We start from the raw sequence: 16,081 nt of genomic DNA on the forward strand, positions 1-16,081 counted from the left end.
ACACGCGTCAGTTCTGAGCGCGGCCCCGGCCCTCGGAGTCACCACGGGTGCCGTTGCCGGGCCCGTTGCGGTCGCCGTTGCGGTCGCTGTTGCGGTCGCGGCGGTCCTCACGGTCCTCACGCGGCTCTTCGGTCTCCGGCTCCGGCTCCGGCTCCGGCTCCGGCTGCGGCTCGGGAACCACCGGCGCCGGCGGCTCCCAGCCCTCGGGCAGTTGGGCCAGCGCTGAGGGCACTGGGCGCGGCAGCACCTCAGGGGCCGACTGCAGCAGGATCTCGGGCACCTCGGCCGGGCAGTCCGCACTGGGCTCGCCGTCGGGCGAGGGCACCTGCACGCGGCAGGCCTCGACCGCTGCCTCGTAGGCCGTGCGGGCTTCCTGCTGCTCGGCCACGAAGTCGTCGTAGGCCTGCTTGCTGGTGCGGTACAGCTCGAACTCGGCGACGAACTCGGCGCGGGCGTCGATCACGACCTGCCACTGCGCCAGCACCAGCGTCATCTCGTCGACGTATCCACGGTAGGCGGAGGCCGCCCGCTCGTACTCGACCCAGGCCCGGTAATGGTTCACCTTGGCCTGCTCGAAGGCGACCGCGTCGTCGACGAGTCGTTCGCGTTCCTTCTTGACCGCCTTGCGGTGGAGCTCCTCCGCCTCGCCGGTGTCGAAGGCCGGCACGGCCTCACCGGTGAACGCCCATCCGCAGCCCGGACCGGACGGGTCGGCCACAGCACGTTCCGCGCGACCGTCGAGGTCGGGCTCCGCCGGCGGAGTCGGCGCCACGGGCCGCTCCACCTCGAGCGGCAGGTCGGGCAGGTCGGTGGCGGCGGGGGTCAACGGTTCGGGGCGCACCGGCGCGGGGGCCAGTTCCTCGGCGACCTGGTCGAGCGGAACGACCGGGTCCTTGGTGATCTCCTCGGCGGTGGTCATCTCGACGTCGGGGAACGGGACCGCGACGGTCGTCAGGTTGCCCCGGAACGTTTCGGGGTCCACCCACGGGTTGCGGTGCACGTCGGCGGCGGGTGCGGTGGGGTCGAGGCAGCGGTCGACCAGGAGCGCCGCGGCGCGGTCGTCGAGGTCGGTGAGCCACTTCTCCCCCGGCATCCGGTCGGCCGGGGAAGCGGAGACGACAGCGACGACGTCACCGCGGCGCACCACCTCGACGGCAGCAGCGCCCTTGCGGTACCGCATGCCCTCGACGCCACGCCCGGTCTCCTCGGCGCCCTCGGCACAGACCGCCACGGCTGCCTTCACCTCGGCGTAGGCAGCCGCACCGGCACCGGCCGGATAGGCCAGAGCCGTCACCGATCCTTCGCCACCTTCGGCGGTGATCGCACGGGTGCGGGCCGTCGACCAGGCGGCCCGCTCGCTGAGGCACGTCAGGGAGTAGGGGTCGTTGACACTGGCGTTGAGCTTGCCGGCCTTCCAGCCCTCCGGCGTGGACTCCTTGACGAGCTGGACGACGACCTGTTCGGCGACGGTCTCGCCCTCGGCCGACAGGACCCGGGTCGCAGGCGCAGCAGCGTCCGCGTCGTCACCGATCCCGAACCAGCGCATCGTGTCGACGTTGGCCAGGACCAGCGAACCGATCGCTGCCACGGCCACGGAAGCCACGACGACTCCCTTGCGGATGCGTCCCCGGCGACGGGTACGAGGGGGTCGCGGACGTCGGCGCTGCTCCCTGGACATGGGCCCCACTATGCATCGTGGCGTCGCGGCTCACACCTCATGGGGGTCATTCAGCCCGACGGACGAGGGGTTGTTCCCCCATCGCGACACCGGACCGTGGATCATGGTCCCCGACGCAGGAGGACACCCACCCATGGATTCGAGCGACGACCCGATCGCGCAGACCGCTGACCCGGCCCCCACCGCCGGTCCCGCACGCCCCGGCGCACGCCGCCGGTCGCGGGAGACCGAGGCACCGGTGCGTCGAGGGCCGCTGCACCGCACCTGGCGGATCGTGTGTGCGATCACCCTGACCTTCGCTGCGATCCTGGCGCCGCTGGCGGCCGCCGGCGTCCTGGCGACCTGGGTGGCCCGGGACTACTGGGAGTCGCTGCCGACCGAACTGCCTGACACCCCGGTCCCGACCCGGTCGAAGATCCTGGCCGCGGACGGCAGCCTGATCGCGCAGTTCTACTCCGAGAACCGGATCAACATCACCGCCGAGCAGGTCCCCGACGTGCTGCGTGACGCCGTGGTCTCGATCGAGGACGAGCGGTTCGACGAACACTCCGGCGTCGACCTCAAGGCGATCATGCGCGCCGCGGTGAGCAACGCCCGCGGCGGCGGCAGCACCCAGGGCGGTTCCACCCTGACGATGCAGTACGTCAAGAACGTCCTGGCCACGGCGGCCGAGGACGACGAGACCCGCGCCTACGTCACCTCGCGCACCTCCTACGTCCGCAAGTTGCGCGAGGCACGTCTGGCGATCGAGGCCGAGAAGAAGATGACGAAGGACGAGGTGCTGCTCGGCTACCTCAACATCGCCTACTTCGGCGACGGCGCGTACGGCGTCGGCGCTGCGGCCCGTCACTACTTCAACCGCAAGGTCGTCGACCTGACGCCGGCCCAGGCCGCACTGCTGGCCGGGATCGTGCAGAACCCGTCGCGGTTCAACCCGGCCCAGAACCCCGAGGACGCCCGGGCCCGACGCAACGTCGTGCTCACCAAGATGCACTCCTTGGGCAAACTCGACGACGCCGAGTTCGCCAAGGCCCGCGACTCCAAGATCAAGTTGAAGCTCCGCAACGCCAAGAACGGCTGCACGTCGTCGAAGTACCCCTTCTACTGCCAGTGGGTGCGCGAGACGTTGGCCAAGGACCCGGCTTTCGGCGAGACCCAGGCGGTCCGCAACGAGCGTCTCTACCGGGGCGGCCTGACCATCAAGACCGCCCTGGACCCGGCCAAGCAGGCCGCTGCCCAGGAGGCCGTCGACTCCGTGCTGGGACGCGACAACCGCGTCGCCTCGGTCGCCGCGGTGGTGGAGCCCGGTACTGGCCGCGTCGTGGCGATGGCCCAGAACCGCTCCTTCGGCACCTCTGCGGAGGGCAAGTTCGACAAGACCGAGATCGTGCTCGGCACCACCCAGGGCATGCAGCCCGGATCGACGTTCAAGCCGATCACCTTGGCGGCGGCGCTGGAGAAGGGCCTCGACCCCACGGAGAAGATCAACGCTCCGGCTTCCTACCGTCCGGCCAACCAGAACCTCCCAGCCAGCGGAAGCTTCACCAACTCAACCGGTGGCGGCACCGGCGACCTCGACGCCTACCAGGCGATCGCACGCTCCTCGAACACCTGGTTCGTCAAGGTGCAGGAGCGCTACGGTGTGCTCACGGTCGCCGACATGGCCCAGCGTCTGGGCCTGACGTCCCTGCCCCGCAGCGGCAAGCGAGCGATCACCGAACGCGACGCGTCCCTGACCCTGGGCGCCTACGAGGTCTCGCCGGTGGAGATGGCCGGCGCGTACGCCACCTTCGCGGCCAGCGGCATCCACTGCACACCGATCGCGATCACCAAGGTGACCGGGCCCGGCGGTTCCAAGGTGGCGGTGCCCTCGGCCAACTGCCACCAGGCGATCGAGTCGTCGGTGGCCTCGAAGGTCGCCGAGATCATGACCGGCACCATCGACGGCAAGGACTCCGCCCGTACCGGTGCTGAGCAGAGCTTCGGCCGTCCGGCCGCCGGCAAGACCGGTACCACCACCGAGAACGCCGCGGTCTGGTTCGCCGGCTACACCCCGCAGTACGCGACCACCGTGTGGGTCGGTGACCCGCGCGGTGCCAGCAAGTACCCGTTGAAGAACTTCTACGCCAACGGTCGCTTCATCGCCCGCGCCTACGGCGGTTCGGTGGCCGGACCGATCTGGCGCAAGGTGATGGTGGGCGTCCACGAGGGCGTCGCGGTCCGTGGCTTCGACGAGCCGACCGCCAGCGAACTCGGAGTCGCGGCCGTGCCCCAGGTGCGTGGCCTCGACGCGGGGGCCGCCTACCGGGCGTTGACCCGGGCCGGTTTCCGGGTCGAGTTCGAGGACTCGACCACGGACTCCTTCCAGTTGCCCCGCTCGGGTGCGGCCAAGGCGAGCTCACTGCCGTCGGGGGCGGTCGTGGATTCCACCCCTGCTCCCGGCTCCGCTGCTGGAGTGGGTGCCGTGGTGAAGGTGAAGATGAACACCGGCAGCGACCTGGACTTCGATCTCCCCCTCGAGTGACGCGGGTGGGACCACGCAGGATCACGCCTCGCAGGATCACGCCACGCAGGATCACGCCAGGGCAGCAGCCACGTCGGCTGCTGCCCTGACCACCCGCGGGGCGACGACGGCGTCGTCGAACGGTGCCCCCAACGTCACCACCCCGATCGCGGCGTGGAGCCCGGGCACGTCCCGCACCGGTGCGGCCAGTCCGTGGGCGCCCGAGTGCCGCTCTCCGGTGGTGACGACGAAGGCGTGCTCGGTGTCGCCCTCACGCAGCAACCGGATCGCACGGCCCGAGGCGCCGTGCCCGATGGGATGGCGCGAGCCGACGCGGTAGGCGACGTGGAAGTCGGTCCAGGTGGGTTCGACGACGGCCAGAGCCACCGCCTCCTCCCCGTCCGCAACGGTCAGGTGGGCTGTGCAGCCCAAGGTGTCGGCCAGTTCGCGCAGCACCGGGACCGCGGCGTCGCGCAGGATCGGCAGCACCGATCCCGAGAGCTGCAGCATCCCCGCACCGATCCGCAGACGTCCTCCGGTCCGGCGCACCAGGGCGTGCAGTTCGAGGGTGGCAACGAGCCGGTGGACGACGGTCCGGTTCATTCCGAGCTGGTGGGCGAGGTCGGTGACGGTCAGGCCGTCGGTGGTACGGCTGAGCGCCTCGAGCACGCGGATCCCGCGGTCCAACGTCTGGGAGGTCTCGACAGCCATGCCTTCCAGCGTCACACGTGGACGCGGACGCCGGAAGGGGCAACTGATCCCGTCAGGAGGACTTCTTGAGCGCCCAGTCGCGGATGGCGTTGATCCGGGCGTGGAGTTGCTCGGCGGTCGCGACGGCTGCTGCCGGGCCGCCGCACTGCTTGCGCAAGGCGGCGTGGGTGACGCCGTGCGGCTGTCCGGTGCGGTGGTACCACGCAGCGACGAGTCCGTTGAGCTCGCGACGCAGCACCGAGAGCTGCTCGTGGGTGCTCAACTTGGCGGCGTCCTCGGTGGCCTTCTTGGCCTCGGTGGCCTTCTGCGCCATCTGCTTCTTCTGCTGGGTGGCGCGGCTCGACTGACGCGAGCGCAGCAGGTCGCGCACCTGGTCGGCCTCGAGGAGTCCGGGGATGCCGATGAAGTCCATCTCTTCGTCAGAACCGACCTGGACCTCGCCGGCGTGGCCGAACTCGCCGCCGTCGAAGAGGACACGGTCGAAGGACGCCGTGGAACCCAGCGCCTCGAAGGCACCGCGCTCCAACTCGCCCGACGCCTTGTCCTCACGGTTGGCGGCAGCGAGGAGGTCGTTCTCGGCACCGAAGATGTCGTCCTCGCTGCGGACCTTGCGCTTGAGGACGTGGTCGCGCTGGACCTCGAGCTCGTTGGCCAGGGTGAGCAGGTTGGTGACCGAGGGCAGGAAGACCGACGCGGTCTCGCCACGCTTGCGGGCACGCACGAAGCGGCCCACCGCCTGAGCGAAGAAGAGCGGGGTGGAGGTGGTGGTGGCCCACACGCCGACGGCCAGACGCGGGACGTCGACGCCTTCGGAGACCATGCGGACCGCGACCATCCAACGGTCGTCGCCGTCGGAGAACTGGGCAATCTTCTTCGACGCCGCCTTCTCGTCGGAGAGGACGATGGTGGGCAGCTTGCCGGTGATCTGCTTGAGCAGCTTCGCGTAGGCACGGGCCGACTCCTGGTCGGTCGCGATCACGAGGCCCCCGGCGTCGGGGACGTTCTTGCGGACCTCGGACAGACGGGTGTCCGCGGCCTGCAGGACGGCCGGCATCCAGGAGCCCTGCGGGTCAAGGGCGGTGCGCAGCGCGTGCTGCATCATGTCCTTGGTCATCGGCTCGCCCAGACGGGCCGCGACCTCGTCGCCGGCAGAGGTGCGCCAGCTCATCTCGCCCGAGTACGCCATGAAGAGCACCGGTCGCACGACGTGGTCGGCGAGCGCCTCGGCGTAGCCGTAGGTGTAGTCGGCCACCGACTGCGGGGCACCCTCGGCGCCGTGCTCGTACCGCACGAACGGGATCGGGTTGATGTCGGAACGGAACGGCGTGCCCGTGAGGCAGAGGCGTCGGGTGGCGGGGTCGAAGGCCTCACGCACCGACTCGCCCCAGCTCAGTGCGTCACCGGCGTGGTGGACCTCGTCGAGGATCACGAGGGTCTTGAACCGCTCGACCCGGATCCGCAGCGCCAGCGGGTTCACCGCGACACCGGCGTAGGTGACGGCGATGCCCTGGAAGTCCTTGGACGTCTTGCCCTGTCCGGCGGAGTAGGCCGGGTCGATCCCGATGCCCATGCGCGACGCGGCCTCGGCCCACTGGGTCTTGAGGTGGTCGGTGGGCGCGACGATGACGATCCGGTCGATGATGCGACGGGCCAGCAGTTCACCGGCAACGGTGAGCGCGAAGGTCGTCTTTCCTGCACCGGGGGTCGCGACCGTCAGGAAGTCACGCGGAGCCTCGTCCATGTACTTCTGCATCGCCGCGGCCTGCCAGGCACGCAACTTGGTCGCGGTGCCCCACGCGGCACGCTCCGGCCAGGCCGGCGAGAGAGAAGGAGTGAAGAGGGCGGCGTCGAGCCGTTCACTCACGCGTCGGAGCCCCCGCCGTTGTTGTCGTCACCGGGACCGAACTGGCCCTCCATGATCTCCTTGCACTCCGGGCAGACCGGGTACTTCTCGGGAGAACGGGACGGGACCCAGACCTTGCCGCACAGCGCGATCACGGGAGTACCCATGATCATCGCCTCGGTGAGCTTCTCCTTCGGGACGTAGTGGGAGAACCGCTCGTGGTCGCCGTCCTCGGTGGGGAGGGTGAGGCGCTCCTCGACGGTGGTGCTTCCGGGAGAGAATCCGATCTGGGTCATGGTGTCTCCAGTGTAGGTCAGTTGAGGGCAGGATCGGCCGGTCGTGTCGATCGCCACGCGAGTTCTCCGGGCTGCCTGCGCAACACCTCGCGCCAGAGGTGTTCACTTTCCGGACCGAAGACGTCCTGGGGTTCTCCGGGCACGAGGTCCCAGTCCCCGGCGTCGATCTCGGACTGCAGTTGTCCGGGTCCCCAGCCGGCGTAACCGGCGAAGAGACGCAGCGCGACGACGCTGTCCCCGACGTCCTCCAACGGGGTGTCGAGGTCGAGCAGACCGACCGGCCCCAGGACCGAGGTGAACCCTTCCTCCCCACCGGCAAGGGCGTGCTCACCGTTGCGGAGCATCGCCAGCGCCACGGCTCCGTCCGGGCCGACCGGCCCGCCACGGAACAGCACCTCGGGTTCGGCGACCAGGTGCGCCCACTCCCCCATGACGGTCGCGACGAGCAGCGGCGAGGGCCGGTTCAGGACGACGCCGAGCGCGCCGTCGTCGTCGACGTCCAGGATCAGCACCACGGTGTCGACGAAGTTCTCGTCCGTCATCGCCGGGCTGGCCACCAGCAGCATCCCGGGGGCCACACGGGGCCCGGGTCGGTGGCGGGGGTGGACGTCCATGCCTTCCATGATGCCCCTCCCACCCACGTCAGGCATCCGCGGTCCGTCCGCCCCGGGGCCGTGGTGACCTAGAGTTGACCCCATGCCCAGCTCGATCGCCCTGCCTCCGTCGGTGCCCGGAGCTCGACGCGCAGCCTCCGACGCGACCCGCGCTGAACTCGTCGCTCGTGCCACCGAACTGTTCGGAGACCTCGGCTACGCCGCCACCTCGCTCGATGCCGTCGCCGCGGCAGCAGGTGTGACCAAGGGCGCGCTCTACCACCACTTCCAGGGCAAGAAGGACCTCTTCGAGGTCGTCTTCGACCTGACCGCACAGCGGATGCTGACCGACGTCCGCGCCCAAGCCACCCGCTCCAGCGAGGACGCCCGGATCTCGGAGGCGGTGCGCCTCTTCCTCACCGCCCACTGCGAGCCGCGCTACCGCCAGATCGTGCTGCACGACGGCCCGGGCGTGCTCGGGTCCGTGGTCAGGGACCCCGCGAAGTCCCCCACCTTCCCGGTGATCGCCGCCTACATGCGCCGGGTGATGCCGGAATGGCATGAGGACGACGCCACCCTCGACATGATGGCGAAGTTCTTCTTCTCCGCCTGTGAACAGGCGGCCCACAGCGTCGCCGAGGCCCCCTCGGAGGAGACCGAGGCCGCTCTGGAACGCGCCGAGAGGTCGCTGCGAGTCCTGCTCGCGGCACTGCGCCAGCTGAGCCGCAACAACCTCGACGCGGCGTCCGCGCTGGCGGCTCCGTACATCAACAGCTGAGACACCCCGCAGACACCGCGCACACACCACACGCCTACGACGCACAGGACCCGCCACCGTGGAGAACGGTGGCGGGTCCTGTGCCTCAAGCGCTGCAGCGCCCGTGACCGCGACCTGTCAGGGGGTGACGGTCACCTTGCCGGTGACCGGGACGAGCTCGACCCACGTGCGGCCGGCGGGAACCTTCAGCTCGCGGCCGTCGACCTTGAGCCGCAGCTCGCCGTCGAGTCCGGTCTTGCGCCAGGTGCCGGTGACGACCTTGCCGTCGTGGAAGAGCTGCGCGACTCCCTCGCCCTCGAAGACGCTCTCGGGGACGGCGTTGCCGGCGGCGTCGGTGTACCCGGCGTCCTCGACTTCGACGCTCAGGACAAGCACGGTCTCGGGCACGAACTCGTCGCCCTCGGCAGCGTTGGAGCGGGCGAGCTCCCATCCGCCGTCGACCGGGGTCCAGGTGGAGGTGTGGGTGCCGAAGCCGACCGCGACGCTCTGGACGGGCTCACCCTCGGGGAGGTCTTCGGCGATGCCGAAGGAGAAGTAGTCGTCCGGGCGGGCCGCTTCGGCGGCGTTGGCCTCGGCGAGCTTCGTCAGGTCGGCCATCAGGTTGTAGGGGCGCTTGCGCGTGGAGTCGCGGAACAGGCCGGTCGCTCCCTCCTCCTGGATCGTGATGCCGGCGGCGTTGATCGGGGCGATCGCCTCCGGGGCGCCACCGGAGGTGACGATCTGGGCACCGGTGCCGGCGATGATGCCGACGTCGGTGGCACGCATCGACCTGACCGGGCCGACGACCGTGGGCAGCTGCGAGTAGTAGACCGCCGCGAGACGCGTCGTGCCGCCCTCGACGAGCTCCTCGAAGACCAGGTCCGCCGACGACAGACCCACCTGGGTGGCAGCTCCGGAGTTGTCGACCTTGACGACGAACGCAGGGTGCTCGACCTCGCCGGTGCCCGTGGCCTCTAGCCCGTTGAAGGGCAGGGTGGAGGGCTGCTCCACGGCCTTCGGTGCAGCGGACGCCGGGGCGTCGCTCTCCTTCTCGGCGCCACCGCTGCAGGCGGTCAGGGAGAGAGCTGCAGCCACGAGGGCGGCGGTCAGGGCAGGGGTGCTTCGACGCACGACGGCTCCGTTCAGGTTCGGGTCAGGCTGGGAGTCTGACTGGGGTCAGCGCAAGGGCTACGGGCGCGGGCCCATTCTCCCCTGCGCACCGCCCCGGACGTGGAAGCAACTCGCCCCCGGCCCGAGTCCCTCATCCGACGAGTTTGAGGCCTCCGTCGACGACGAGCGTCTGGCCGGTGACGAACGAGGCCTCGTCGCTGGCCAGGAACGCGACCGCGGCGGCGATGTCGGCCGGCGCCCCCATCCGCTTCACGACCGTGGCTTCGGCGTTGAGCCGACGGAACTCAGCGACGTCGAGTCCGAGGCGAGCGGCGGTGGCGTCGGTCATGTCGGTGGCGACGAAGCCGGGAGCGACGGCGTTGACGGTCACCCCGTAGCCGCCGAGTTCGATGGCGAGGGTGCGGGTGAGGCCCTGGATGCCCATCTTGGCCGCGGAGTAGTTGGCCTGGCCGCGGTTGCCCCACGCCGAGACCGAGGAGACGTTGACGATCCTGCCCAGACGTTGGGCGACGAACTGCTTCTGGACTTCGCGGGCCACCAGGAAGCTGCCCTTGAGGTGGACGTCGACGACGAGGTCCCAGTCGTCCTCGCTCATCCGGAACAGCAGGTTGTCGCGCAGCACCCCGGCGTTGTTGACCGCGACGTGCAGGCCGCCGAGTTCGTCGACGACACGTTCGACGGCAGCGGAGACGTCCCCGGCCCGACTGACGTCGGCGCCGACCCCGATCACCGTCCCGGAACTCCCGTCAGCGCGAGCGGCCTGCATCCGGGTCGCGGCCGCCTCGGCCTCCACCGGGTCGAGGTCGAGCAGCGCGACCGACGCACCCTCGGCGAGCAGTCGTTCTCCGATCGCGTACCCGATGCCGCGTGCCCCACCGGTGACCAGTGCGACCCGTCCGTCCTGACGTCCCATGTGCTGTCCTCCCCCGTCGCCATGTGCTGGCGTCATGTGCCGGCGTCCTGTGCTGTCGTCACGTGCTGCACCGACCTGTCCGGCCGGGCGTGGGCGTCACCCTAGGGGGTTTCACTCGCAGTGGAAGTCGCACTCGCGCAGGGTCTGTTGCAGTTCCTCGTCCTGACGCAGCTCGCTGGCCGACGCCGATGCCCTGGCGGCACGTCCGGGAACGGCGTCGAAGTGGTGCAGGTCGCCGTGTCCGTAGGTCCACCGGAAGCCGTTGCGGGCCAGGATCCTCACCACCCGGTGCCGGGTCGAGCGCCAGGCGACGTCGGGGTGGGAGCGGGAGGGCCACCAGGTGTTGGGCACCACTCCCCAGCCGGAACGGAACGGATTCTCCCACGGGTTGAGGTCGAGGGAACGGCCCCATGAGTGCGGCGAACGGGCGTGGGGTCGCCCGACGACGGCACGGCAGTTGAAGACCGACGTGTTGTCGGCGGCCATGGACCGTAGGTCGTCAGCGCCGCCGAGACGCGTGGAACGCCCGAAGCGGTCGGGCAGGCGCAGGGACCGGATCGGGACCTTGGCGGCGTGCATGTCACGGAATGCCCCGACGAAGTTGTCGACGACGACGGCCGCCACCACCACCTGGCCGCGACGCCGGTACCCGTCGAAGGCGTAGTAGTTGGTCTCGACCAGACGCAGGTGGCTGCGGCCCACGGGGCACCCCGGACGCCAGGAGATGCCGCGCATGGATCTCCACACCGCATCGGGGATCCTCCGCACCGTCACGTCGGCTCCGCTGGTGTCGGCGCGTGCCTGCGGCCCCAACGTGATCCGGGGGCGGGGTGCCTTGGCCGGCAGTCTGACGGGGTGGCCGGGTGGGACGTTGCGGGTGCGCGCGACGCTGCTGCGCGGCGTGGTGGTCCACGTGCTGGGGCGGGTGACGACACGCCAACGGTGGCTGTACCGAGGACGCACCCGCACCCCTGCCCGGCCCGCAGCATCGGTCTGCAGCACCCGGAACGTGCTCCACCCACTCCACCTGCCCGAACGCTTGACCTGTCGTTGCAGGACGACGGTCCCGGGCACGCCGACCACACCCACGCCGTCGCGGACGTCGACGGCGCTCCAGCGCACCGTGACCCGGGCGTGCTTGCCGTCGACGACGCGGGCCGGAGCCGTCACCACGACGGTGCTGCGGGTGGCGTCGAGACCGAGGGTCGCTTCGCGCCACGGCCCCGGGATCCCGACGACCTCCGCACGGGCCCGGACGAGGTTGTGCGCCGGCAGACGGTCGACCACGACCTGCACCGTCACGCGCCCGGTCGTGTCGGGCGTCACGGTGCCGACCCGCGTCCACGCGGTGCCGTGCCGTCGTTCGACCACCACGACCACGCCTTCCACTCCCCCCGCCCCGATCGCGTCGGGCGTGGTCACCACGACCTCGACGCGTTCTCCGGCGCGGGCGCTGCCTGCGGTGACCTGCACCGGTGCGGACGTCCGGTGCTCCGGCTCGGCACCGGCCGTGACGGTGACGGTGACGGTGAGCACCGCCACCACCAGTGCGGCGACGATTGCGACAGCACGTGAGGAGTCCATCCACCCACGGTGCCCGCTCCCGATCGGCCCCACACCTCAGTCATCCCCGGAGGAGGTGCGGTCCAGACAGCCACGCTCTGGTGGTCAGCACCAGACGCGGTTCCTCCCGGCTGGTTAGGCTGCCGACACCTGACCGCCCCGTGCGGGCCGAACCTTCCCTCCCTCTCAGGAGAGTCACCCTGTGGGTACATTCGCCGCCTTCTCCTTGCGCAACCGCGCCTTCGTCGCGCTGACCACAGTGATCGTGGCCGTCTTCGGCGTGATCTCGGTCGGTTCGCTCAAGCTCGAACTCATCCCCAACCTCCAGTTCCCGATGGTCGGCGTCGTCGCGCCGTACGCGGGTGCCTCCCCCGAGGCCGTCGAGCAGCAGGTCACCATTCCGGTCGAGGACGCGCTGGCGGGCGTCGACGGCCTGGAGTCGGTGAGCTCCACCTCTGCCTCCGGCGCATCGACGGTGCTGCTGACGATGGAGTACGGCACCGATCTCGACCGTGCGGTCCAGCAGGTCGAGTCCGAGCTGATCGGCCTGCGCACGATCCCCGAGTCGATCGACCCGATCGTCTTCGCCGGGGACTTCGACCAGTTCCCGGTGATCCAGCTGGCCGTCACCGCCGACCTCGACCCTGCCGTGCTCGCCGACCGGATCGACCAGGTCGTGGTGCCGGCCTTCGACGACGTCGACGGGGTCCGTGAGGTCCAGGTCACCGGCGCGCCCACCAACCGGGTCGAGGTGACCCTCAAGAAGTCCGCCGTCGCTGCGGGTGTGTCCGGCCAGGACGTCGCCACCGCGCTCGACGCCGCCGCGATGGTCCCTGCCGGAACCCTCACCGAGGGTGACCGTGCGCTGGCCGTCCAGGTGGGGACGACGCCCACCAGTCTCGAGGAGTTGCGAGCCGTTCCGGTGTCGCTGCCCGAGGGCGGGACGCGTCCGTTGGGTGAGCTCGCGAAGGTTGACGTCGTCCAGGTGGAGGCGACCTCGTTCGCGCGCACCGACGGCGAGCCGAGCATCTCCGTCGCCCTGACGAAGACGCCGGCCGGCAACACCGTCGAGATCTCCTCCCAGGTCGCCGAGCTGCTCCCCGAACTGGAGCGGAAGATCGGCGGCGACGCGAAGTTCACCGTCACCTTCGACCAGGCCCCGTTCATCGAGAAGTCCGTCGAGGACCTCGCCACCGAGGGCGGTCTGGGCCTGCTGTTCGCGGTCTTCGTGATCCTGGTCTTCCTGCACTCCCTGCGGTCCACGCTCGTCACCGCGATCTCGATCCCGCTGTCGCTGCTGGTGACGCTGATCGGCCTGTGGGTGGGCGGGTACAGCCTCAACATCCTGACCCTGGGTGCACTCACGGTCGCGATCGGACGTGTCGTCGACGACTCGATCGTCGTGATCGAGAACATCAGGCGCCATCTGTCCTACGGCACCGAGAAACTCTCCGCCATCACCACGGCGGTGAAGGAGGTCGGCGGCGCGATCACGTCCTCGACGATCGCCACCGCCGCCGTGTTCCTCCCCATCGGCGTGGTGGGCGGTCAGGTCGGCGAACTGTTCCGCCCGTTCGCGATCACCGTCTCGCTCGCCCTCATGGCGTCGCTGCTCGTGGCGCTGACGATCATCCCCGTGCTGGCCTACTGGTTCCTGAAGGCACCCGAGAGCGCGGACGCCGAGGAACTGGCGCGTCTGCGTGCCGAGGCCGAGGCTGCCGAGGAGCGCAGCTGGCTGCGCCGGGTCTACACCCCTGCGCTGACGTGGTCGCTGGCCCGGCCCTGGCTGGTGGTGGCGCTCGCGTTCGTGCTGCTGATCGGCACCCTCGCGCTGACGCCGCTGCTCAAGACCAATTTCTTGGGCGCGACGGGTCAGAACACCCTGAGCGTCACCCAGGAACTCGAGCCGGGTGCGAGCCTGTCCCGTCAGGACGACGCCGCACGGGACGTCGAGAAGGCGCTCGCCGGCGTGGACGACGTGGTCAGCGTGCAGACCACCGTCGGCGGTGACCCGACCACGGCTGTCTTCAGCGGCGGCGGAACCCAGTTCTCCCTCACCCTCGACGAGAAGGCGGACGCCGACACGGTGCAGGACGAGATCGAGGCGGCCCTCGCCGGGTCCGACGGGGAGATCTCCGTCAGCACCGGCAACGGCGGGTTCTCCTCCCAGCTCGAGGTCGTCGTCACTGCCACCGACCAGGGCAACCTGGGCGAGGCCGCCGAGAAGGTCGTGGCACGTCTGCGTCAGGTCGAGGGACTGGGAGCGGTCTCCTCCGACGCTGCCCCGGCCCAGCCGATCCTGTCGGTCCAGGTCCGTGAGGCCGCCGAGCGTGCCGGCGTCACGGCCCCCGTCGTGGGTGGTCTGCTCGCACAGACCCTGTTCCAGCCGGCCGTGGCTCGCGTCGACATCGATCACGAGCAGCTCGACGTGGTGGTCACCGGTGCCGCGAAGCCGACCTCGGTGCAGGAGCTGGAGGCACTGTCCGCCGGTCCGGCCGGCACGCTCGGTCAGGTCGCGGAGGTGACCGAAGAGCTGGTCGCCGCCTCGATCTCACGCGTCGACGGCGACCGCACCGTCACGATCACCGTCGACCCCGGCCAGGACAACCTGGGCAAGGCGACCTCCGACGTGAACGCTGCCCTGGACGACGTCGACCTCCCCGACGGCACCGAGGTCTCTCTGGGGGGCGTCGCGGAGGACCAGGCCGAGGCCTTCGGGCAGCTGGGGCTCGCGTTGGTGGTGGCGATCGCGATCGTCTACATGGTCATGGTCGGCACCTTCAACTCCCTCGTGCAGCCGTTGATCCTGTTGGTCTCGGTGCCGTTCGCGGCCACCGGCGCCCTGCTGCTGCAGATCATCACCGGCGTCCCGTTGGGTGTCGCCTCCCTGATCGGTGCGCTGATGCTGGTCGGTGTGGTCGTCACCAACGCGATCGTCCTGATCGACCTGGTCAACCAGACCCGGTCCCGGGGCGCGTCCATCGACGAGGCCCTGCACGAGGGTGGCGGCAAGCGTCTGCGACCGATCGTGATGACGGCGTTGGCCACGATCCTCGCCCTGACCCCGATGGGGCTGGGCGTGACCGGCGGCAGTGCGTTCATCTCACAGCCGCTCGCGATCGTCGTGATCGGCGGCTTGGTCTCCTCGACGCTGCTGACGCTCGTTCTGGTTCCGGTGCTGTACCTGCTGGTCGAGCGACGCAAGGAGCGGCGCGCGGCACGTCGGGCGGGCTGACGTGAGCGCCTTCAGATCGTCCACGAGAACGCTTACCTGAGCCGTTCTGCCCGCGCGAACCCCGATTGTTCAACTAACATCTGATCCAACACGCCCCCCCACCCGCGCACCGTCCCACTTCAGGAGTACCCCGCATGAGTACGAGCAGCGACAAGCTGATCGCCGATCTCTTCGGCTCGGCTGAGAGCCGCCCGGCGCTCGCCAGCACCGCCGAACGTGTGGCGGACATGCTGCGCGGCTACCTGACCGAGGGACGGATCGCTCCCGGCACCCGCATGTCGGAGGAGGCGTTCGCCAAGGCTCTCTCGGTCTCCCGCAACACCCTGCGCGAGGCGTTCCGGCTCCTGGGCCACGAGGGCCTGCTGGTCCACGAACTCAACCGCGGCGTCTTCGTGCGCGAGTTCACTCGCACCGACGTCAACGACATCTACGACCTCCGCGAGTTGATCGAGCTCGCCGCGGTCAGCCGCACCGCCAAGCACACCCCCGAAGGGTTCGCCAGCCTGCGCGAGTCGCTCGCCGAGGGCGCCCGCGCCGCCGCGGTGGAGGACTGGCAGGGCGTGGGAACCCACAACCTCGAGTTCCACCGACGTCTCTGCGAGCTCATGGGCAGCGACCGCATCAACAAGCTGATGCGCGGCATCCTGGCCGAGTCCCGTCTGGCCTTCCGGGTCATGACCAACGTCGAGGCGATGGACTCCCCCTACCTGTCCAAGAACGAGTTGATCTGCGACCACCTCGAGGCCGGACGCTCGGGAGAAGCCGTCGTGCTCATCCAGGAGTACCTGAGCTTTGCTCGCGGACAGTTGCTCGACGCCCTGCCCCAGAACGCCGACTGAGCCGCGATCACTCCCCGTT

At 70.1% G+C, this 16,081-nt stretch carries 12 protein-coding genes; 4 read left to right on the plus strand and 8 right to left on the minus strand.

Annotation, left to right across the window (positions count from 1 at the left end; translation table 11 throughout):
* Positions 1-7 precede the first annotated feature (7 nt).
* The gene (locus EOV43_RS11560) at positions 8-1,678 is read right to left on the minus strand and encodes a hypothetical protein (RefSeq protein ID WP_164878705.1); all 1,671 of its coding nucleotides are present in this window, start codon (positions 1,676-1,678) and stop codon (positions 8-10) included.
* Positions 1,679-1,811: 133 nt separating this feature from the next.
* Between EOV43_RS11560 and EOV43_RS11565 the strand changes: the two genes are divergently transcribed.
* Positions 1,812-4,202 carry a penicillin-binding protein gene (locus EOV43_RS11565; RefSeq protein WP_164878706.1) on the plus strand — a complete coding sequence of 797 codons (2,391 nt, stop codon included), beginning with the start codon at positions 1,812-1,814 and terminating at the stop codon, positions 4,200-4,202.
* 51 nt (positions 4,203-4,253) lie between these two features.
* Here EOV43_RS11565 and EOV43_RS11570 read toward each other — a convergent pair whose 3' ends face one another.
* The 4 genes from EOV43_RS11570 to EOV43_RS11585 are packed head-to-tail and all read right to left on the minus strand — an operon-like array spanning position 4,254 to position 7,645.
* Positions 4,254-4,892: an IclR family transcriptional regulator gene (locus EOV43_RS11570; RefSeq protein ID WP_128221417.1), complete on the minus strand. Its 639-nt coding sequence runs from the start codon at positions 4,890-4,892 to the stop codon at positions 4,254-4,256.
* 52 nt (positions 4,893-4,944) lie between these two features.
* Entirely contained in the window at positions 4,945-6,756 is a 1,812-nt protein-coding gene (locus tag EOV43_RS11575) for a DEAD/DEAH box helicase (protein ID WP_128221418.1), read from the minus strand.
* Positions 6,753-7,031 (minus strand): DUF3039 domain-containing protein, encoded by a 279-nt coding sequence (locus EOV43_RS11580; RefSeq protein ID WP_128221419.1) that lies wholly within the window; start codon positions 7,029-7,031, stop codon positions 6,753-6,755. The genes EOV43_RS11575 and EOV43_RS11580 overlap by 4 nt, the downstream gene beginning before the upstream one ends.
* Positions 7,032-7,048: 17 nt before the next feature.
* Complete coding sequence (locus EOV43_RS11585) at positions 7,049-7,645, minus strand: YqgE/AlgH family protein (protein ID WP_128221420.1); 597 nt, start codon at positions 7,643-7,645, stop codon at positions 7,049-7,051.
* Positions 7,646-7,727: 82 nt separating this feature from the next.
* On the opposite strand from EOV43_RS11585, the gene EOV43_RS15870 reads away from it, so the two are divergent.
* A complete protein-coding gene (locus EOV43_RS15870; RefSeq protein ID WP_128221421.1) occupies positions 7,728-8,402 on the plus strand; it encodes a TetR/AcrR family transcriptional regulator in 675 nt (224 codons plus the stop codon).
* A 117-nt stretch (positions 8,403-8,519) separates the two neighbouring features.
* Here EOV43_RS15870 and EOV43_RS11595 read toward each other — a convergent pair whose 3' ends face one another.
* The 3 genes from EOV43_RS11595 to EOV43_RS11605 form a co-directional block, all read right to left on the minus strand.
* The gene (locus EOV43_RS11595; RefSeq protein WP_164878707.1) at positions 8,520-9,512 is read right to left on the minus strand and encodes a DUF3048 domain-containing protein; all 993 of its coding nucleotides are present in this window, start codon (positions 9,510-9,512) and stop codon (positions 8,520-8,522) included.
* A gap of 130 nt (positions 9,513-9,642) precedes the next feature.
* The gene (locus EOV43_RS11600; protein WP_128221423.1) at positions 9,643-10,425 is read right to left on the minus strand and encodes an SDR family NAD(P)-dependent oxidoreductase; all 783 of its coding nucleotides are present in this window, start codon (positions 10,423-10,425) and stop codon (positions 9,643-9,645) included.
* 111 nt (positions 10,426-10,536) lie between these two features.
* On the minus strand, positions 10,537-12,009 hold the full coding sequence (locus tag EOV43_RS11605) for a M15 family metallopeptidase (RefSeq protein WP_128221424.1): 1,473 nt from the start codon (positions 12,007-12,009) through the stop codon (positions 10,537-10,539).
* 181 nt (positions 12,010-12,190) lie between these two features.
* Between EOV43_RS11605 and EOV43_RS11610 the strand changes: the two genes are divergently transcribed.
* Positions 12,191-15,223: an efflux RND transporter permease subunit gene (locus tag EOV43_RS11610; protein WP_128221425.1), complete on the plus strand. Its 3,033-nt coding sequence runs from the start codon at positions 12,191-12,193 to the stop codon at positions 15,221-15,223.
* A 134-nt stretch (positions 15,224-15,357) separates the two neighbouring features.
* On the plus strand, positions 15,358-16,062 hold the full coding sequence (locus tag EOV43_RS11615) for a GntR family transcriptional regulator (protein ID WP_128221426.1): 705 nt from the start codon (positions 15,358-15,360) through the stop codon (positions 16,060-16,062).
* The last annotated feature ends 19 nt before the right edge of the window (positions 16,063-16,081 follow it).

The sequence above is a fragment of the Nocardioides yefusunii genome (assembly GCF_004014875.1).
Lineage (GTDB): Bacteria > Actinomycetota > Actinomycetes > Propionibacteriales > Nocardioidaceae > Nocardioides > Nocardioides yefusunii.

What these genes read in the sequence shown, in the direction of transcription:
- EOV43_RS11560 (WP_164878705.1), bottom strand. Translation starts at nt 1,678, where the DNA reads ATGTCCAGGGAGCAGCGCCGACGTCCGCGACCCCCTCGTACCCGTCGC.
- EOV43_RS11565 (WP_164878706.1), top strand. Translation starts at nt 1,812, where the DNA reads ATGGATTCGAGCGACGACCCGATCGCGCAGACCGCTGACCCGGCCCCC.
- EOV43_RS11570 (WP_128221417.1), bottom strand. Translation starts at nt 4,892, where the DNA reads ATGGCTGTCGAGACCTCCCAGACGTTGGACCGCGGGATCCGCGTGCTC.
- EOV43_RS11580 (WP_128221419.1), bottom strand. Translation starts at nt 7,031, where the DNA reads ATGACCCAGATCGGATTCTCTCCCGGAAGCACCACCGTCGAGGAGCGC.
- EOV43_RS11585 (WP_128221420.1), bottom strand. Translation starts at nt 7,645, where the DNA reads ATGGACGTCCACCCCCGCCACCGACCCGGGCCCCGTGTGGCCCCCGGG.
- EOV43_RS15870 (WP_128221421.1), top strand. Translation starts at nt 7,728, where the DNA reads ATGCCCAGCTCGATCGCCCTGCCTCCGTCGGTGCCCGGAGCTCGACGC.
- EOV43_RS11600 (WP_128221423.1), bottom strand. Translation starts at nt 10,425, where the DNA reads ATGGGACGTCAGGACGGACGGGTCGCACTGGTCACCGGTGGGGCACGC.
- EOV43_RS11605 (WP_128221424.1), bottom strand. Translation starts at nt 12,009, where the DNA reads ATGGACTCCTCACGTGCTGTCGCAATCGTCGCCGCACTGGTGGTGGCG.
- EOV43_RS11615 (WP_128221426.1), top strand. Translation starts at nt 15,358, where the DNA reads ATGAGTACGAGCAGCGACAAGCTGATCGCCGATCTCTTCGGCTCGGCT.